We start from the raw sequence: 19903 nt of genomic DNA, 5'->3' as shown, positions 1-19903 counted from the left end.
CGTCTGGTGGATTTTAGGCGTATGATGACAGCACCGTCAAAGCGGACATCTTAACAACTGAAATTTTACTAACGGGGGGAAACATGCATCGCAAACACATGACGTTGGGTAAAACATTATTTGGCGCAGCACTGGTGGCAGGCTTGGTCAGTGGCACAGCGCAAGCCGCAACGCACCACACACCCTACCACGACCACACCTATGAATACGACAACCGCCCGCTTGAGCACCGTTTTGCAAATGAAACCAATCCGCCGCATCAAGTCATCAGTAACCCAACCCAATACACACGCAACGTCAATTATCGCTGTCAGGGTGGCAAATCGCTAACGGTCACGTACGGCTTTAACCACCAAGGCTTACCAACGTATGCCGCCTTCCGCGATGGTGGGCGTATGCAATCGTTACCGATTGACCTTAACCGCTCAGACAATGTCGATAGTGAGTTTAATAGCGTGCGCGGCTATCGCTTGGTAACAGATAGCCTTAACAGCAAAAACTACCGCCAAAAACCTATCATGGTCACCGCGCCCAACCAGCAAATCGTTTATAAAGGCTGTAATCCACGCTAATTTGGCCAATTTTTGACCCAACAACGGCAAATCGTGACGGTTTGCCGTTTTTTGTGCGTAAAAAACGGCCATCAGCTATGAAATATTTTGTAACATCCATCGCCAACCCAGCCATTTACAGGCATAATACAGACATTTGTGCGGCATCTTTTTGTCGCCATGTTTGCCGATAAAACGTTGGCACGCGCCAATCTATCAACATCAGACCGTAACACACAAGGAACTACAATGGCGATTTGCATTACCGCAACAGGGCTATACACGCCGCCGCATCGTATCAGCAATGAAGAGTTGGTGACGGTATTTAACCAATACGTTGATAACTACAACGCCGAGCACGCCGACGCGATTGCCGCAGGTGAGCTAACCGCGTTGCAACCCTCTTCGGCAGAATTTATTGAGAAGGTATCGGGGATAAAATCGCGCTATGTGGTGGACAAAGCAGGCATTTTAGACCCTGCGGTGATGGCGCCCAAAATTCCTGCGCGCAAATTGGGTGAGGAATTGTCCGTGATGGCAGAGATGGGCGTGGCCGCGCTACAACAAGCCTTGCAAGCGGCAGGCTTGACGGGGCAGGATTTGGACGCGGTGATCGTTGCGTCATCAAATTTTCAGCGCGCATACCCTGCGATTGCCATTGAGATTCAGCAGGCGATCGGCATGACGGGTGGGTTTGGTTTTGACATGAACGTGGCGTGTAGCGCGGCGACGTTTGGTATTGCGCAGGCGGTGGGGCTGATTGAAACAGGACTTGCCAAGCGTGTTGCGGTGCTCAACATTGAAATCACTTCAGCGCATCTCAACTGGCGCAACCGTGATAGCCATTTTATTTTTGGTGATGTTGCCATGGCGACTTTGATTGAGCAAACGGCAACGCCACACGGTTATGAAATTTTGGGCAGTAAGCTGTTCACCGAATTTTCAACCAATGTCAAAAACGAGTTTGGCTTTTTAGACCGTAGCGAAAACTTGGCAGCAGGCAGAGCGGCGGATGATTACAACGCGCCTGTGCATGATAAGCTATTTTTGCAAGAGGGGCGCAAGGTCTTTCGTGAAGTCTGTCCTGCGGTGTCCAACTTGATTTTGGCGCAATTAGCCGAGCATCACATTGATAAAACGCGCGTCAAAAAATTGTGGCTACACCAAGCCAACGCCAATATGGTGGATTTGATTTTGCGCAGCGTCATGGGCAAAGAGGCGGACAAGTCCATTGCGCCATTGGTGATTGATGAGTTTGCCAATACCAGTTCGGCAAGCCCGATGATTGTGTTTCACCGCCACCAAGCGGGCATGACAGCAGGCGATATCGGGGTGATTTGTTCGTTTGGCGCAGGCTATTCAATCGGCTCAATTTTGGTACAAAAATGCGCTTAAAACAAAAACTTAGCACATTTAAGCCAAAAGGGTTTGGCAATGACCTGCCAGTCAGGTATGATAGTGCAAGATTTTAGTGGGCTTGATGTTGTCGAGCTGACTTTTGTTGGCCAGTCAGGTGGGTTAAATGGGCAGTCAGGTGGGTCAAACAAGTTTGGGCAAACTTGTTTGACGGGGTGAGTTTTTTGTGTCAAAGGCGTTTAGCACAGCATGGCTTTGATATCAGCCAACCATCCTACCAAGCCTATCGTTGGGATTTAACAGGTTAGATTCGTCAGTCATCTGGGCATCTTGGGTGGCTGGCAGACTGCATTCGCCGCTTTGTGTTTTATATAAAATAGCAGAGAGATTTTAGGTAAATTACAAGGTGGCGCGCTGATTTTGTGGGTTTTTTAAAATAAAAAAGGAAACATAATGAATCGCCAGCAACAGTTTGAACAGCGTGAAGAGAGCATCTTAGCGACCGCCGAACAATTGTTGTTAGAATCAGGTGAAGGTGACATCACGCTTGACAGCCTTGCTCAGCAGCTTGACCTTGCCAAAGGTACGCTGTATAAGCATTTTACCAGCAAGGATGAGCTGTTTTTACGCATTATCATCCGCCAAGAGCTGCAGTTGCTTGAGCTAAGTAGTATTGAGGACAGTGCGGCGGCAGGCGTGGCACGGGTGATTATGTATCAGTTGTTGTATCCGCAAAAAACCATGTTGCTCAATCAAATTGAGGAGCGTTTGGCAAGCTCGGCGACGGGGCTGAACAAGCTGTTTGCGCGGCTATACGACGTGCGCCGCCAACGTATGCGGATTTTAATTACCACGACCAATCATTACTTACAGGAGCAAGACAGCCGTTTGTCCACGCGCGATTATTTGGCGACGATTTGGGCATTGGGGCAAGGCGGTGCAGGCTTGCTTAATTCAAGCTTTTATCAGCGGTATTTGGGGCGGCGTGATACGCTGCGCTGGGCATTGGTGCAGCAGATATTGGATTTGCCCAAGCACTACCGCCACCCCACGGCTAACTAATTTGACGGAACTTGCAGCAGCGATGCGCGCGTATTGGCCAACCCAAGCGACGATGGTAACCCATCGCCCGATGCGCGGTTTTACGTTGGTTGAGCTGTTGGTGGTGCTGGTGATTTTGGCAATGTTTGCTGGCATGATGACGCTGTCCGTATCGGGTGGGGATAACCGCAAAAATTTGGCGTTTTATGAGCATGTGCAAAGCAATTTGCGCTATGTGCGTCTGCTGAGCAGTGAGCGGATGCAGCCGTATGGGGTGGCGATTAAGCTGGCAGACGGGCAAGGCTTGACGGACGCCGCCACCAATCAGCTGATGGTGGTCAAACTGCCGCTTGGAACATCGTCTGGTGGCAATCAGCCAAATTCACCGCCAAGCTGGCAGCTTGAAGACAGCATTGCGCCGCTGGATATTCCCAAAGGTGTGGATGTCACCATTCAGCCACTGGATGCGGCAGACAACGCCAACCGTCAAACACCTGCGTGGTTGGTTGGTTACCAAGCACCGCCTGTGGTGTGGTTTGGCACAGGTGAGGCAACGCCTGTGCAAATCATCGTTACCAAAAAAAATGCCGATGACCAGCGTTACCCCGTGGGCGCGCCGTTGGTTGTCAATGCAGCAGGCGCGGTTGAGGTGGTGCAATGATGCGAAAGATGGCATGGCGAACAGCGCGGCTTGCCAGTCAGCAAGGCTTTACCCTGCTTGAGGTCATGGTCGCGTTGGCGATTTTGGCGGTGGTGGCGGTGGCAGCCAGTCAAGCCAGCCGCAGCTATGTGCAATCGGTGGCCAATCTCAAAACGCGTACGCTGGCGCAGTTTGTTGCCAACAACGCCTTGACGGATTTACGCACCCAACAAACATGGCTGAGCGCACCAACAAGCAACCAAGTCGAGGCGCAGGGGCGGCGTTGGCAAGTCACCATCACCCCAACGTCTGTGGGTGATACGCTTGAGCGCGTGCAAATTGCCGTCGCTCCGCTTGATGATGGCGTAACGGGCGCGCGCAGCCTAGTGACGCTTGATGCGGCGTTGGTGCAGACAAGGTAGGCAGGCATGTGGCAAGCACCGCCCGAGCGCGGATTTACCCTCATTGAATTGTTGGTGGCAATCGCAATTTTTGCCGCGTTGGCATTGGCAGGCTGGCAGGTCATGGACAATCTGAGCCAAGCCCGTGACCGCGCCAAGCTACAAGCCGACCGCTTATCGGATTTGCAATACGCGTATGGGCAGTTGGCGCAGGATTTTAGCCAAGCGGTTGGGGTGGTCAGCGTGCCGCCAAGTGCCAGTCTTGCTGCCAGTAGCCGTGCCGATGGCGCGGCCGCCAGTACGCCCACCGCCCCCCAAATTGATAGCAGCCAAATCACGCCAAGTTTTGTGTTAGCCAATAACCACGTTGAATTTGTACGCAACGTGCCGCCCGACCCACGCTTTGGCTATACCCCGACGGTGGCACAGATTGGCTATGCCAGCGAAAATGACGCATTGGTACGCACGCGCCGCTATGGGCGTAGCCAGACGCAGCCCGATGCCAGCCTAACCAGTCGCAGCGTCTTACTGCATGATGTCAAAGACGTGACGTGGGCGGTGTTTACACCTGATAAAACCAGCAGCTATCCGACCGCGTCTGCCGATAGCGGTGACCCCAATGACCCGATTGCGCAGCTGGGCGCCTTGCCCAAAGCGGTAGAAGTCAGCTTCACCTATGCCGATACGCCGATTGTGTGGCGATTTGCCTTGCCCAGTGCCGCGCCTGTGGTTATGGCCAATGTGGCAAATACGCCCGAAAACGCCAATCGCGCAGCGTCTGCACCAACAGGGGCAAATCCATGAGCCCACAAATGCGCGTGCCAGTATCAGCATTTTTGCCAAGCCGACGGTTGCGCCAACAACGCGGCATGGCATTGCTGACCGTGCTGCTATTGGTTGTTGCTATGACCATCATCGCAGGCAGTATGCTGGCACGCCAGCGGTTGCTGCTGCGCGAATATGCCTTGACAAAAGACCAAACCCAACTGCGCGAAGCAACGCTACTGGGCGAGGGCATGGCGCGACAAGTCCTACAGCAAGACAGCCAAGTCAATGCCACCGACAGCCTACAAGACAACTGGGCAAAACCGATCAACGCGCCTGCTTTTGACGGTGGCAACATACAAGTACAAATCAACGATGCTGCCAGCCGCTTTAACCTCAACAACCTCTACCACGATGGCAAGCCCGACCCATTGGCACTGGCGTACTTACAGGCGTTGCTGGTGCATGTCGGGTTAGAGCCCAGCATTGCCAATGCCGCACTGGACTGGCAAGACCCTGACAACCAGCCCAGCCCAGATGGCGGCGCAGAAGCCGAGTATTACCAAAGTCTGGGCAATGACAGTGTACCACCCATCAGTAACCAGCCATTTCATTCGGTGGATGAATTGGTTTTTGTGCGTGGGATGGACGCGCAAAAACTCAACGCCCTCAAGCCGTATCTGACTGCGCAGCCGTTTTATGTGCCGATGAATGTCAATACCGTTGAGCCCGTATTGGTGCAAATCGCACCGCTTGCCGCCGCGCTGACTAACACCCACACCAATACCGCCGCCTCATCAACCAACCGCCAAGCCGCCAACCTTGACCCTGCAACCTTGACGCTTGACACCCAAGCCGTGAACGCATGGGCAAATACCCGTCGCACCGCACCGCCGATTGATACGGTGAACCAGTTTTGGGCATTGCCGATGTTTGCCCAAAATCAAGATCTAGCACGCTTAGCGGCATTGTTTGACGTGCAAAGCCGCGCGTTTGATATCACCGTGACCGCCGAACAAAACGGCAAGCAGCGTGTCTTACAAAGCACACTGGCAAAGGTCGATACACCCAACCACAATGCGCTTGCTCCAACCAATCCCACCATGGCGCAAAATCAACCCAAAACCATCGTCGCGTTTAATCGGCGTTTTGTGCCAAACTTGCCAGCGGGGCCGATGAATTAGGCCAACTATCGCGCACAAAAAAACCATCTATCAAAACAAGGGGATGATAGATGGCATAAAAACAAAGCTTAATTAGACAATAAAGCTCCAGAGTACCGCTGCCTATGTGAACCCATGAACTGAAACGTTCAGGGTGGGTATGGCAACCGCTCTACAGGCTTCCTGATTCATCCAAAGATGCAGGCTTGCACACCAAGCGGATAGATCGCATACCCTAAAATATATTATCAGCTCAGGTAATGCATAGACTGGCGAATACCCCAGATGACGCTATTATAGCATAAACGCGCCACGCGCGCAAAAGTCAATTTGCAAATTGCCAACACGCACCGCCAGCCAGCTTGTGCTATAATTTGGCATATTTTTTACACATTCTAAACTGGCTAAATTTGAGAATAAGCTATGAGCATGGCGCACCCGACCACCCACGCACCAACAACCCATAAAAAAATTCCCCACGTTTTGATGATTTTAGACGGTTTTGGGCATCGTCTTGACACGCGTGACAACGCTATTGCCGCTGCCCACACGCCATATTTGGACAAAATTTATCAAACTTATCCGCATGGTCTGATTTCAGGCTCAGGCGAGGACGTTGGTTTGCCTGACGGGCAGTTTGGCAACTCAGAAGTTGGGCATATGAACTTGGGTGCTGGGCGGATTTTGTACCAAGATTCAACGCGGATTCATCAACAAATCAAAAACGGCGAGTTTTTTCATAATCCTGTGCTGGTTGAAGCCGTGACAGCCGCCAACGCCCACAATGGGCGCGTGCATGTGCTGGGCTTATTGTCCGATGGGGGCGTGCACGCCCATCAAGACCACATGGTGGCCATGTGTGAGCTTGCCCTACAGCAAGGGGCTAAGCAGGTATTGGTGCATGCGTTTTTGGATGGGCGCGACACCCCACCAAAAAGTGCCGACAAATACCTAAGCGACTTTGATACCGCGATTGCCGCGCTTAATCAACGCTACAACACAGGCAATATTGCGGTGGTAAGTTTAATCGGGCGGTATTTTGCCATGGATCGCGACAAGCGTTGGGAGCGTGTGCAGCAAGCGTATGATCTTTTGACCCAAGCCAAAGCCGTGCGCACGGCAGACACCGCTGAGGCAGGCTTAGCGGCAGCGTACGCAGCAGGCGAGAGCGATGAATTTGTGCAAGCCACACGCATTGCCGCGCCCCATCATGCGGCGCAATTTGGTGCGATTCAAGACGGTGATAGCGTGGTGTTTATGAATTTTCGCGCCGACCGTGCACGACAATTAACCGCCGCTTTGACTGATCCTAAGTTTGATGGCTTTAGCCGTGAGCGTACACCACAGCTTGCGCGTTTGGTGATGCTGACGCGGTATTCGGACGACTTAGCGGCTCAAGCGGTCAGTGAGGTGGCGTTTTTGCCGACATCACTGGATAACACGCTGGGCGAGTACTTGCAAAAATTGGGCAAAACCCAGCTACGCATTGCGGAAACCGAAAAATACGCCCATGTGACGTTTTTCTTTAGCGGTGGGCGCGAGGCAGAATACGACGGTGAGACGCGGATTTTGGTGCCGTCACCCGATGTGGCGACTTATGACTTAAAACCCGAGATGAGCGCGTATGAAGTCACCAATCAGCTTAAAGCCGCGATTGAATCGGGCGATTATGACGTCTTGGTGGTGAACTATGCCAATGGCGATATGGTCGGCCATACAGGCGTGTTTGACGCGGCGGTCAAAGCGGTCGAGACGCTGGATAACTGCGTGCATACCATCAGCGAGGCGGTGCTGGCAGCCGACGGGCATTTGCTGATTACCGCTGACCACGGCAACGTTGAGCAAATGCAGGATTATGACAGCGGGCAGGTGCACACCCAGCACACCACTGAGCTGGTGCCGCTGATTTACATCAGCCAACACGCCACCGCTGGCAATACCCAAATTCGTGCCAACGGGCGGTTGTCGGATGTTGCCCCGACGATTTTGGATTTGATGCACGTGCCTAAACCTGCCGACATGACAGGCGAAAGCTTATTGGTGTGTACAGGTGCATAATTTTTATTGTGTGTATTTTTTGAAAAAAATTTAAATCAACATTGTCAAAGACCAGCGTCGAGTGCCGTTTGTGAAACCAACCCATAACCATCGCCTTCATCAAGTCAGCCAAACATCGAGTCTGCCAAACGCTGGGCGCAGGTTGGTGCGTGTGCTGGGTGTATGCGCGTTGTTGGGTGGTGTATGGGCGGCAACAGCGCAAGCGCGACCCAACGCGCTAAAAGACACCACCGCCCAAACGGCAAGCAAAGCTGCACCCACACCCACCTCCAAGCTGCCAAACCCAACCACCCATCAACCCACCCAACCAGCCAAAGCAAGGGCGCAAAAAAGCGTCAAACTCAATGACGCGGTGGTTGATGCCATCAACACCCAAGCCAGCGCACCATCCCCCTTGCCAAACGGCTCAGCGACGCGCTATGACGTGACGGGCGATGACACGGAAGGCTCAGGCGATGAAATGGACGGCGGTGATGTTGATTTGTCAAACGTCCATGTGACCGATAGCAACGCACCCAACATCATCCCGTCTGCCAGCGTACCGATGGATGCCAGTGTGCCCGATGTCGGTGCGGCAGGCAAGGTTGCTTTGGGGGCGATTGCGCCAACCACAGTGGCAAAGTTTGTCAAGGTCGTGGACACCATTCGCCAGCAATATGTGCGCAACACCAATGACGACAGTATTTTTGCCAATGCCATCAACGGGATGCTGACGGGACTTGACCCATACTCGGAGTATTTGGACGCGCAGGCGTTTGACAATTTGCGCCTGTTCACCGATGGCGATGTTGGTAGTATCGGCGTGACGGCAAGTTTTCATCCCAATGACAAAATGTGGGTATTGGATGAGGTCTTGCCCAATTCGCCAGCCGCGCGTGCAGGCATTTTGCGCAATTTTTATCTGCACCAAATCAATGACATCAAACTTAGCGATGAGCAAACCCAGCAAGATATTGAACAGTTGCTATCAGGGATTGCAGGCTCGCAGGTGCGCCTTGTGGTATCGGACAAAGGGCGACGCAAGCAAACCGTAACCGTGCAGCGCAGTTTGGTGCAGCAGCAGCCGATTGCCGCGCAATGGGTCGATGGCGTGGCGGTGGTGCACATTCCTGTGTTTCAAAACACCACAGGGCAGCAGCTGATGGCAGCATTGGCAAATCTGCCGCAGCCGTTTAGCGCGTTGGTGATTGATATACGTAACAACCCAGGTGGCGTGCTCTCGGCAGCAAGTGACGTGGCAAGTTTGTTTATGCAAGATAAACCCGTCGCACAGGTGCGCAAACAGCAGCAGCTACAAGAACACGTCATGACGCATGGGCAAATGCAGTTTGCCGATATGCCACTGGCGATTGTACAAAATCGCTACTCTGCATCCGCCGCTGAGGTGCTTGCCAGTAGCCTCCAAGAAAATGCCCGCGCCACCGTATTTGGTGAAACCAGCTATGGCAAAGGCTCGATTCAAAGCATTGTGCCATTAGGAGACAACACCGCGGTCAAGCTGACCGTCGCGCATTATTACTCAGGGCAAGGCAAAACTATTGATGGCGTTGGGGTTAAGCCCAACATCGAGCTACAAGGGGCCGAAACCGACTGGCAAGCACAGGTACTGGCTTGGTTAAAGCAGCAACCCCCGACCAAAGTCTATCGCGTGCAATTGCCCAACGCGCCGCAGCAGTTTTAGGCACATAAAACGTTCAATCTTCGCGCTTAACGTGTTGTTTTGGCAAAAAATAGCCCAATTATTGTTTGCGTGACTGTGTGAATCAAAGGCAAACTATGACGTTATTAATGACGATTTTAGCGGCGATCGTGGTGCTTGGCCCATTGGTCGCCCTGCATGAATGGGGGCACTATATCGTCGCTCGACTGTGCGGTGTCAAGGTGCTGACGTACTCCATCGGATTTGGGCCCAAATTGGTGAGCTGGACAAGCCGCAAAACGGGCATCAATTACGCGTTATCGGCGTTGCCACTGGGCGGTTATGTCAAAATGCTTGATGAGCGCGAAGGTGAGGTTGCCGCGCATGAGCGTCATCTGGCCTTTAACAACCAAGCACCGCTCAAAAAAATTGCCGTGGTTGCGGCAGGGCCAGTGATGAATCTACTAATTGCCGTGCTACTGTTTTGGGCGATTTTGCTAGTACCCAAAACCATGCTGGCAACCAAAATTGGCAGCATCGCGCCCAACACACCTGCCAGCCATGCCGCGTTAGCCGTTGGTGATCACATCACCGCGATTGACCACACGCGCGTGCAAAACTGGCAAGACATCAATTTTGCCTTGGCAGACCGCATGGGTGAAACAGGCGACATCGTGGTGACGGTAAACGACGCGCAAGGCCCGCGTGACGTGGCTGTGCCGATTGCGCATTTTTTGCAAACCAAACATCAGACAGATGCACGCGCCGCCACCGAATCACCCATTGACGGGTTTGGCGCGATACCGTGGCAGCCTAAAATCGCGCCTGTGATTCAAGCCATCATGCCCAACAGTGCTGCGGCGCGGCAAGGTTTACAAGTTGGCGATACCATCACAGCCGTCAATGGGCAGCCGATTGATGACTGGCTAAGCTTTAGCAAAATCGTGCGCCAAAATCCTGAAACCTTGCTGAATATCACCGTGCGGCGTAACCAGCAATTCGTGACGCTGTCCGTCATGCCACAAGGCAAAAAAGATGTCATGGGCAATCGCATTGGGCAAATCGGTGCGCAAGCCAAAACCGACAACGTGCAGATACCTGCCGAGTACCAAACCACCGTACGCTACACGCCCGTACAAGCGGCAAGCAAGGCAGTCACCCAAATGGCGGATCTAAGTCTGATGACGCTTAAATCCATGGGCAAAATGGTGACAGGGCAAATTGGTGTTGAGAACCTATCAGGGCCGATAACCATCGCCAAAGTGGCGCATCAAAGTTTTGGCATCAACTGGCAGGCGGTGCTATCGTTTATGGCGGTGGTCAGCCTAAGCCTTGCCGTGCTCAACTTGCTACCGATACCTGTGCTAGATGGTGGTCATATCGTGATGTATGCCTATGAGGCGATAGTCGGTAAGCCCATGCCCGAGCGCGTGCAAGCCATTGGCATGAACATCGGGCTGATACTGTTGGGTGGCTTTATGATTTTAGCAATTGGTAATGATATCAGTCGGTTGTTTTAGTTATTTATGATTTAAACGGCAAAAAACCGCAGCGTTTGGGCGTTGCGGTTTTTTTAATCCATCTCACCAATCCTACCAACGAGCTTGCCCAAACGTACAAATTGCGTACACGCCTTGCGATTTTTCGGTGACAAAGTTAAGCGTTATTGTTATCATGGTACGCCAAATTATACAGCCATACAATCAGGCGTTTTAACCATCAGCCTACCCAAATGGTCGTTTGCATGATTCAGCCCGTTGAGGGCGGCAAGCCCAACGCGTAAGCAGGGCAATGAAGTGGAACAGCGTATGCGAAATTCAGCGTTATTTTTTCTAGCACCGTTGGCAATCGTTGCCCAACACGCCCACGCGGCGGATTTTGTCGCCTCAAGCGTGCAAATTGTCGGCTTAAGCCGTCTTACACCTGACAATATCTATCCGCTGCTTGCCGTCAGCGCAGGCGAGACTGCCACCGAAGATAATATTGCCCAAAGCATCAATGCGCTGTATGAAACGGGTAATTTTTCTGACGTTAAAGCCGAACAAATTGGTAATAATCTAGTATTTACGGTCAAAGAACGCCCGATTATCGCCAGTATTGATGTGGATGGCAATAAGATGGTGCCCAAAGAGGCATTGATGGACGGGCTTAAGCGCATTGGCGTGATTGAAGGCAATCCGCTCAAGCAATCCACCATTGAGCAGCTGACCAATGAGCTAAAACAGCAGTACAACCAGCAAGGCTATTACAACAGTGACATCACCGTCACCCAAACACCGCTTGATAACAACCGCGTCGCGCTTAAATTTCAGTTCCATGAAGGCAAGCCTGCACGCGTTGTGGATATCAATATCATCGGCAACCAGTACTTTAGCGACAAAGACATCGAAGATGCCATGAGCATCAAGCAAAAGCCTTGGTACAACGTATTTAGCAAGTCGGATCGCTATGCGCGTGAAAAACTTGCCGCAAGCCTTGAGGGCGTGACCGCGCTGTACCAAAACGCAGGTTTTGTCAATTTTACCATCAATGATGCCATCATCAACATCAGCCCCGAAAAAGACAAGATTTATATTGAACTGAATGTCAGCGAAGGTGAGCAATACAAGTTTGGTAAAATCAACTTTTTGGGCAACCCCAACTACGACATGGCAAAGCTGCAAAAACAAGTCGCCTTTCAGCCCAATGAGCGCTACTCGCAGCAGCAAATCACCACAACGGTGGACAATCTGACCTCAATGTATGGCGCAGATGGCTATTATTTTGCGCAAGTGCGCCCTGTGCCACACATCAACGAAGACAGCAAAACCGTCGATATCGACTTTTTTATTGACCCTGTGCGCCCCGTGTATGTGCGCCGTATCAATTTTACGGGCAATACCAAAACCGATGATGAAGTCTTGCGCCGTGAGATGCGCCAGCTTGAAGGCGCGCTTGCCTCGAATGAAAAAATCCAGCTATCGCGCACACGCCTTATGCGCACAGGCTTTTTTAAGACCGTCAATGTCGATGTCAAGCCCGTACCCAACACCCCCGACCAAGTCGATATCAATATCGCTGTTGAAGAGCAGCCCTCGGGCTCAGTGACGGTGGCAGCAGGTTATTCACAAAGTGGCGGTGTGACGTTTCAGGCAGGTTTGAGCCAATCAAACTTCATGGGCACAGGTAACCGCGTCAATATTCAGCTATCACGCTCAGAAACCGTTGATAACTATAGCGTTGGCTACACCAATCCGTACTTTACCGCCGATGGCGTGTCGCAAAGTGGGTCAGCGTACTACCGCAAAACCAAATACGACAACAAAAATATTTCAAACTACGTCACCGACTCATACGGTTTGCGCCTAGGCGTGGGCTACCCGATTGACGAAACCAAAAGCCTCAGCGCAGGTCTCACCCTTGACCGCACCAAAATCCAAGGCGGTCGCTACTTGGCGGTGTCAAACTATCAATACTTGGTTGATGAAGGCAAACTTGATAGACGCTTAGACAGTGACGGCATTCCAAGCTTTAGCGCACCGTTTAAGACCGCAAGTTTGGATTTGGGTTGGAACTGGAGCACGCTGGATCGCGGCGTATTTCCTACCAAAGGTATGTCACACGATGTCAATTTAAGCTTGGCATTTGGCGATGTGGACTACCAAAAGATCGTTTATAACGGCAACTACTACCACCCATTTTATAAAAACACCGTGTTGCGCGGCTACACCAAACTCGGCTATGGCAATGACTTGCCATTTTGGGAAAACTTCTTTGCAGGGGGCTACGGCTCGGTGCGCGGCTTTGAAAACGGCACATTGGGGCCAACCAGTCCGCGGTATTATGTCGCGCAAAACTACAACGGACAAGACCCATACCCCGAAGAAGTCGGCGGCAACGCGATGGCACAATTTGGGCTAGAATTGGTGCTGCCCACACCCAGTAAGGCCGATTGGGCAAGCCAAGTCCGCCCTGTGTTGTTTGTTGAAGGTGGGCAAGTGTTTGACACCACCGACCGCTACAAAAAAACCATCAACATCACCGACATCGATGGCAATACCGTCAAAGCAAAACTCCTCAACGACAAAGATGAAGACTTGCGCTTTAGTGCAGGTGTTGGTATGACGTGGATCACACCGATTGGCCCGATTTCTATCAGCTACGCCAAGCCGCTGAACAAGAAAAAATACGACCAAGTGGACAATGTCCAATTTGAAATTGGTCGCTTGTTCTAAAGCCGTATGTGGTCAAGCGGTGGCTACAAAAACAAATCACTACCCGAGTAAAGACGATGAAAAAATCCTTGGTAACTTCAGCCAGTATCGCGCTAAGCGCGTTGTTATTGAGCCCATGCGCGACCGCAGGCGTGGTGGCGGTGTGGAACTCTCAGCAAGCATTAATCAATACCAACTACGCCAAAGCCAAACTTGCCAATCTGCAAACCAGCCTAGCAGGACGGCAGCAACAGCTAAAAACCTACCAAAGCACCATCGAGCGTTTGCAGCAGCAATACGCCAGCCAGCAAGCCACGATGACCGAGGCACAAAAACAAGAACTACGCCGTCAAATCGACACCAACATCGCAAGTTATTCTACCATTGCCGAGCAGGTTGCCAAGACCTTAGCCACCAGTGAAGATGACGTGCTGCGCCAAATTGCCCCAAAAATGAAAGCCATTACCGAAAGCATCGTCAAGCAAAAAAATATCGATGTCTTGATTGACAGCCGTGATCGCGTGGTGACGTATGTCAAGCCCGAGCTTGATGTGACCGCGGATTTTACCCAACGCATCAACGAACAAGTACCTGCCAAATAATCGGTTAAAAGCGTCCCCAGATGGCAACCACTTATCACTTGGCGCAAATTGTTGCGCATTTAGCCGCGCATGGTATCGACGTGCACAACGCGGCAGACTTGCTGCCCCACGAGGAACGCACCGTGACGCATATAGCGTCGCTTGGTCGCGCTGATGCACAAGCCATTAGCTTTTTGGCAGATATTCGTTATCAAGCGCAGCTAAAAAACACGCAGGCAGGCTTGGTCTTGCTAAACGCCGAGCAAGCCCAAAATTGCCCCGCAAACAGCTTGCCGCTGGTGGTTGATAACCCGTATCGCGCGTATGCGGTGACAACGCAGCTATTTGCCTATCAGCCTTGCCCGCCTGATTGGCAAAACGCGAAGCAGCATTTGGCGGATAGGCCGCCGCAAATCCACCCGACAGCCGTGGTGGCTGATAGTGCCATACTGGGTCAAGGCGTGCAGGTTGGTGCATTTTGTCATATTGGCGAGCATGTGCAAATCGGCGCAGGCACGGTGTTGGCAGCGCATTGCGTCATTGAGGCCGGTGCGATACTGGGACAAAACGGTCAGCTACAGGCGCATTGCTTTGTTGGGCATCATTGTGTATTGGGTGATGGCGTGATGCTGCACAGCCATGCCAGTATCGGCAATGAAGGGTTTGGCTTTGCGCCAACCAAACGCCCCGACAGCGAGGGTTGGTACAAAATCCATCAGCTAGGACGCGTGGTGGTTGGTAATCGTGTGCGCATCGGTAGCCAAACCTGTATTGACCGCGGTGCGCTTGATGATACGGTGATTGAAGACAATGTTATCATTGACAATTTGGTACAAATCGCACACAACGTACACATAGGCGCAGGTACGGCGATAGCCGCCTGTGTCGGCATCGCAGGCGGCACGCGCATTGGACGGCGTTGCCTGTTGGGTGGCGGTGTTGGTATCAACGGGCATATCAGCATCACCGATGATGTGGTGATTATCGGTATGAGCCGCATTACCAAATCCATCACCCAAGCAGGTGAGTATGGCTCTGGTACGCCCATGATGCCTGCCGCCCAATGGCGGCGCGCGGCGGTACGCTTTAAGCAGCTTGCTGCTGCAGATAAGCTTAATTAAATTGGCTATTTTTTATTTAAAAAAATTTAAAATATTTGCTGAAAACTGATACAAAAAAGGGGTTAAGTGCTAGCTTGGCTGGTATTTAACAGGACACTCTATGGATTCTAACAAACTTACGCCCGAAGATTATGCCGCGCTTGCTGAACGCGGTGTGATGTTGCCACTTAAAACCGCCCAGCTACGCGACTATTTGCCGCATCGTTATCCGTTTATGCTGCTTGACCGCGTCACCGCCTGTCAGCCCAATCATTGGATTTGCGCGCTAAAAAATGTCACCGTCAATGAGCCGTATTTTGAGGGGCATTTTCCCGATGAGCCCATCATGCCAGGCGTTTTGATGATTGAAGCGATGGCTCAGGCGGCAGGCGTGCTCAATTATATCAGCAAAAACATCAAGCCCAGCGATGGCTATTTGTATTTGTTTGCTGGTGTGGACAAAGTGCGCTTTAAGCGTCCTGTTGTACCAGGTGACCAGCTTATCATCCGTGCCGAAAAAACCATGGAGCGTCATACAATTTATAAATTTAGCTGCACCGCACGGGTGGGCGATGAGCTGGCGGCGTGTGCCGATATCGTGATTTCTGAGCAGCGTGGCGCGATTCGGCTATAAAGCGTGTGGGATTTTATCCAGACATCGCAAGCACGCCCGTATGCCCCATAACAAGTCATCAGCAAGCAGGATAACCTATGACAATTCACCCAACGGCCCTTGTCGATAGCAGCGCGACAATTCACCCAAGCGCGCAGATTGGTGCATATTGTATCATCGGCGAGCATGTGACCATTGGCGCGGATACGGTATTGCATCCGCATGTGGTGGTCAAAAAGTACACCCGTATCGGTGCGCGTAATGAGATTTTTCAATTTGCCAGTATCGGTGAGGATTGCCAAGATTTAAAATACCGTGGCGAGGTGACATGGCTTGAAATTGGTGATGATAATCGCATCCGTGAGGCGTGTAGCCTGCATCGGGGTACGGCGCAAGACAACGGCATCACGCGCATTGGCAGTCGTAATTTATTGATGGTCAATACCCACATCGCGCATGATTGTGTGGTGGGCGATGACAACGTGATTGCCAACAACGTGGGGGTGGCTGGTCATGTGCATATTGGCAATCATATCATCATTGGCGGCAATTCGGGTATTCACCAGTTTTGCCGTGTTGATGACTATAGCTTGATTGGTGGGGCAAGTTTGATTTTAAAAGACGTGGCAGCGTTTAATATGGTCTCAGGCAACCCCGCCAAAAGCCACGGCTTAAACATCGAGGGTATGCGGCGCAAAGGCTGGTCAAAAGACACCATCAATGCCTTGCGCCAAGCGTATCGGCTGATTTTTCGCGCAGGGCTGACCAAAGATGAGGCCATCACCGCCGTGCGTGAGCAAGTTTTGCCGCACGAGCCACGGGCTCAGCTGTTGATTGATTCACTCAACAACAGCCAGCGCGGTGTTGTGCGTTAAACGTTGATTAAGTCAGCAGCAGTTCGGGTACGCCGAGCCCTTGCTTGGCATAAAATTCATCAACAAATTCATCGAAGCGGTCTTGCTCAATCGCGGCACGGATATCTGCCATCACAGTTTGATAGTAGCGTAAGTTATGAATCGTGCCCAGCTGCGCTGAGAGCATTTCACCACATTTAAACAGATGGTGTAAATACGCGCGGCTAAAGTTTTGGCAGGTGTAGCAATCGCATTCGGCATCCAGTGGCGATTCGTCAAAACGGTGGGCAGCGTTTTTGATTTTTACCGCACCTGTGTGGGTGAAATAATGCCCGTTGCGCGCGTTGCGTGTCGGCATCACGCAATCAAACATATCCACGCCACAGCGTACTGCCTCAACGATATCGGCAGGCGTGCCCACACCCATTAGATACCGCGGACGGTCGGCAGGCATCTGGTGGGGCAGATAGCTGAGCACCGCACGCATGTCTGCTTTGGGCTCACCGACTGATAAGCCACCGATGGCATAGCCATCAAAACCGATGTCCAAAAGTCCTGCCAGCGATTGCGCGCGCAAATCGGCATACATACTGCCTTGGATGATGCCAAACAGCGCGTTGGGATTGCCGAGGCGTTGGTGCTCATCTTTGCAGCGTTTGCCCCAGCGCAATGACAGTTGTAGTGACGCTTGCGCCTCGCTATGTGTGGCAGGATAGGGCGTGCATTCATCAAACTGCATGACGATATCAGAATTGAGGCTATGTTGAATTTGCATTGATATCTCAGGCGATAAAAACACGCGTGATCCATCAATCGGTGAGCGAAAATACACGCCTTCTTCACGAATTTTGCGCATCGCGCCCAAGCTAAACACCTGAAAACCGCCCGAATCGGTCAAAATTGGCTTATCCCAGCCCATAAACCCGTGCAATCCGCCAAATTGCTCAATCACCGCAGGCGTGGGGCGCAGCCACAGGTGAAACGTGTTACCCAAGATGATTTGCGCCTCAATGGCGTGCAGGTCACGCGGCAACATGCCTTTGACCGTGCCGTACGTACCCACGGGCATAAACACGGGTGTTTGCACCTCACCATGGGCAAGCTTGAGCGTGCCTCGACGCGCGCGGCTCGTGCCAGTCGCGGTTTTGTGTAGGATAAATTGCATAAATCGTAGTCCTTGAGGTTGCTGGTATTTGCCAACCACCTGCAAAACAGGCGGTGTTTTAATCGCTGTCCGCTTTATCAATCAACATCGCATCGCCATAGCTAAAGAACCGATAATGCGCATCAATCGCGTGTTGATACGCCGCCAACATGCGCTCACGTCCTGCCAATGCCGATACCAGCATCAACAACGTGGATTTGGGCAAATGAAAATTGGTGATCAAGCGGTCAATCACACCAAAACGATACGGCGGATAAATAAAAATATCGGTATCGCCTGCCCATGCTTGTAGCTGCAAAGGCGCATCGCTGGGTTGTGATGGTTGGGTGTGGCGGTAGGCGGTTTCTAGCACACGCGTCACCGTTGTACCAACCGCAATCACGCGTCCGCCTGCCGCTTTGGTTGCATTGATCAGCGCGGCGGTGTCGGCAGGGAGTTCAGCGTATTCGCTGTGCATTTGGTGCTGGCGGATGTCATCGGTTTTGACAGGGGCAAATGTGCCTGCTCCCACATGTAAGGTCACAAACGCGCGCCCAATACCCCGATCCGCCAACTGCTTGAGCAACGTGTCATCAAAATGCAGGCTTGCGGTTGGCGCGGCGACACTGGCGGTTTTGTTGGGGTCATGAAACACGGTTTGGTAGCGCGTGTCGTCATCGGCATCTGCCAGACGCTCAAAATACGGCGGAATTGGCAAACTGCCATAAGCCGCCAACAACGGCGCAATCGGCTGGGCAAAATCAAGTACAAACAAACTTGCCTCGCGTCCGACAACGCTGGCATGAATATTTCCCTCGGCCAGTGCAAGCGTTTGCCCTGCCTTGGGCGCGCGGCTGGCACGCACATGGCACAAAGCGCGATATTGTGGCGGATTGTGCGACAAATCAGGCGGTAACACGCGCTCAACCAACACCTCGACCGCGCCGCCGCTTGCCTTTTGCCCAAACAAACGCGCATTCATGACCTTGGTGTCATTGAGCACCAACAAATCCCCTGCCGACAGCAGCGCAGGCAAATCGGTGAATTGTCGGTCATGCAGCGTGCCATCGGCCGCCACCTGCAGCAGCCGCGACGCGCTGCGCTGGGCAAGGGGGTGGCGCGCAATCAGCGCATCGGGCAAGGTGTAGTCAAAATCATCCAACGTCCAGTTGGGCGATTGGGCAGGCGCTCGTGAGGTCATACAGCGGTTACCTTAGGGTCGGTCAGCGACAGGCGTGGGGTAGGGGCGCAATTTGTCCGCGTCAATCCACGCTTGCACCCAGTCTTCAGGCGGCATATCAAGCCCGCTTAGCCCAAGCACATCAAGCACTTTGTCCGTGGCAATCACCTTACCTGTGGCAAAATTGGTCACCCCTGCGCGAATCAACGCCATAGAAGTGGCATATCCTTTGACCCACATGGTCTGCTCAACATAAAGCCAACGCGCATCAATGCCCACCAAGCGCGTTTTGATGGTGATTGGGTCATGCCAGCGCACGCGCTTGCGGTACTGAATGCTGCTGCCTGCCACCACCACGCCCCAGCCGTGCCGCAGCAGTTTTTTGCCCAGGCCTGTGCGGATGGTCAAATCCGTGCGCCCCAAATCAAACAGCGTCAAAATGCGGCCATTGTTCATTTCAAAAAAATTGTCGATATCAGTGACGCTGGCGCGAAAATGAATCTCGCTGGTATCGGTCAGTTTAAGGCGGTGTCCTTTGACAGCTTGCGCCAGTCCATTGACGATGGTTTTGCCAAAACGAATATACGGGTACATGGTTTGTCCTAATTGTTGTCATGCATGTAG

Annotated in this window: 18 protein-coding genes and 1 other RNA gene; 15 read left to right on the top strand and 4 right to left on the bottom strand. The window is 52.3% G+C overall.

Features of this window, described 5'->3' with window-relative positions; genetic code table 11:
- The first annotated feature begins 83 nt into the window (after positions 1-83).
- The 7 genes from AC5L4R_RS05115 to gspK all read left to right on the top strand — a co-directional run bounded on the left by AC5L4R_RS05115 (position 84) and on the right by gspK (position 5938).
- Entirely contained in the window at positions 84-572 is a 489-nt protein-coding gene (locus tag AC5L4R_RS05115) for an ACP-like domain-containing protein (protein WP_494472986.1), read from the top strand.
- 228 nt (positions 573-800) lie between these two features.
- On the top strand, positions 801-1946 hold the full coding sequence (locus tag AC5L4R_RS05110) for a beta-ketoacyl-ACP synthase III (protein WP_494472985.1): 1146 nt from the start codon (positions 801-803) through the stop codon (positions 1944-1946).
- 414 nt (positions 1947-2360) lie between these two features.
- The gene (locus tag AC5L4R_RS05105) at positions 2361-2969 is read left to right on the top strand and encodes a TetR/AcrR family transcriptional regulator (RefSeq protein WP_494472984.1); all 609 of its coding nucleotides are present in this window, start codon (positions 2361-2363) and stop codon (positions 2967-2969) included.
- Between the two features lies 1 nt (position 2970).
- Positions 2971-3609: a prepilin-type N-terminal cleavage/methylation domain-containing protein gene (locus AC5L4R_RS05100; protein ID WP_494472983.1), complete on the top strand. Its 639-nt coding sequence runs from the start codon at positions 2971-2973 to the stop codon at positions 3607-3609.
- An 8-nt stretch (positions 3610-3617) separates the two neighbouring features.
- Positions 3618-4010: a type II secretion system minor pseudopilin GspI gene (gene gspI / locus AC5L4R_RS05095; protein WP_494472982.1), complete on the top strand. Its 393-nt coding sequence runs from the start codon at positions 3618-3620 to the stop codon at positions 4008-4010.
- A 6-nt stretch (positions 4011-4016) separates the two neighbouring features.
- Positions 4017-4793 (top strand): type II secretion system protein GspJ, encoded by a 777-nt coding sequence (locus AC5L4R_RS05090; RefSeq protein ID WP_494472981.1) that lies wholly within the window; start codon positions 4017-4019, stop codon positions 4791-4793.
- On the top strand, positions 4790-5938 hold the full coding sequence (gene gspK / locus AC5L4R_RS05085) for a type II secretion system minor pseudopilin GspK (RefSeq protein WP_494472980.1): 1149 nt from the start codon (positions 4790-4792) through the stop codon (positions 5936-5938). Before AC5L4R_RS05090 ends, gspK begins: the two co-directional genes overlap by 4 nt.
- A gap of 80 nt (positions 5939-6018) precedes the next feature.
- Here gspK and ssrS read toward each other — a convergent pair.
- Positions 6019-6208, bottom strand: a non-coding RNA gene (gene ssrS / locus AC5L4R_RS05080) — 6S RNA.
- A gap of 138 nt (positions 6209-6346) precedes the next feature.
- Between ssrS and gpmI the strand changes: the two genes are divergently transcribed.
- The 8 genes from gpmI (at position 6347) to lpxA (ending at position 16976) form a co-directional block, all read left to right on the top strand.
- Positions 6347-7975, top strand: a complete 1629-nt coding sequence (gene gpmI / locus AC5L4R_RS05075; protein ID WP_494472979.1) for a 2,3-bisphosphoglycerate-independent phosphoglycerate mutase — start codon at positions 6347-6349, stop codon at positions 7973-7975.
- Positions 7976-8045: 70 nt separating this feature from the next.
- Complete coding sequence (locus tag AC5L4R_RS05070; protein ID WP_494472978.1) at positions 8046-9656, top strand: S41 family peptidase; 1611 nt, start codon at positions 8046-8048, stop codon at positions 9654-9656.
- A 95-nt stretch (positions 9657-9751) separates the two neighbouring features.
- Complete coding sequence (gene rseP / locus AC5L4R_RS05065; RefSeq protein WP_494472977.1) at positions 9752-11134, top strand: RIP metalloprotease RseP; 1383 nt, start codon at positions 9752-9754, stop codon at positions 11132-11134.
- 288 nt (positions 11135-11422) lie between these two features.
- Positions 11423-13828: an outer membrane protein assembly factor BamA gene (gene bamA / locus AC5L4R_RS05060; RefSeq protein ID WP_494472976.1), complete on the top strand. Its 2406-nt coding sequence runs from the start codon at positions 11423-11425 to the stop codon at positions 13826-13828.
- Positions 13829-13884: 56 nt separating this feature from the next.
- A complete protein-coding gene (locus AC5L4R_RS05055; RefSeq protein ID WP_494472975.1) occupies positions 13885-14409 on the top strand; it encodes an OmpH/Skp family outer membrane protein in 525 nt (174 codons plus the stop codon).
- A 20-nt stretch (positions 14410-14429) separates the two neighbouring features.
- On the top strand, positions 14430-15509 hold the full coding sequence (lpxD, locus tag AC5L4R_RS05050; protein ID WP_494472974.1) for a UDP-3-O-(3-hydroxymyristoyl)glucosamine N-acyltransferase: 1080 nt from the start codon (positions 14430-14432) through the stop codon (positions 15507-15509).
- A 100-nt stretch (positions 15510-15609) separates the two neighbouring features.
- Positions 15610-16122 (top strand): 3-hydroxyacyl-ACP dehydratase FabZ, encoded by a 513-nt coding sequence (gene fabZ / locus AC5L4R_RS05045; RefSeq protein WP_494472973.1) that lies wholly within the window; start codon positions 15610-15612, stop codon positions 16120-16122.
- Positions 16123-16199: 77 nt separating this feature from the next.
- A complete protein-coding gene (gene lpxA / locus AC5L4R_RS05040) occupies positions 16200-16976 on the top strand; it encodes an acyl-ACP--UDP-N-acetylglucosamine O-acyltransferase (RefSeq protein ID WP_494472972.1) in 777 nt (258 codons plus the stop codon).
- 7 nt (positions 16977-16983) lie between these two features.
- Here the strand turns inward: lpxA and tgt are convergent, their stop codons facing one another.
- From tgt to AC5L4R_RS05025, 3 genes are read right to left on the bottom strand one after another with little or no spacing between them, the layout of a single operon-like run.
- Entirely contained in the window at positions 16984-18120 is a 1137-nt protein-coding gene (gene tgt, locus AC5L4R_RS05035) for a tRNA guanosine(34) transglycosylase Tgt (RefSeq protein WP_494472971.1), read from the bottom strand.
- A gap of 58 nt (positions 18121-18178) precedes the next feature.
- Positions 18179-19300 (bottom strand): tRNA preQ1(34) S-adenosylmethionine ribosyltransferase-isomerase QueA, encoded by a 1122-nt coding sequence (gene queA / locus AC5L4R_RS05030; protein ID WP_494472970.1) that lies wholly within the window; start codon positions 19298-19300, stop codon positions 18179-18181.
- Positions 19301-19312: 12 nt separating this feature from the next.
- The gene (locus AC5L4R_RS05025) at positions 19313-19873 is read right to left on the bottom strand and encodes an acyl-CoA thioesterase (protein ID WP_494472969.1); all 561 of its coding nucleotides are present in this window, start codon (positions 19871-19873) and stop codon (positions 19313-19315) included.
- Positions 19874-19903: the final 30 nt, after the last annotated feature.

The organism is Faucicola sp. SE7633 (assembly GCF_059264685.1).
The sequence above is the reverse complement of the archived record's forward strand: the minus strand, read 5'-3'. Positions and strand labels throughout refer to the sequence as shown.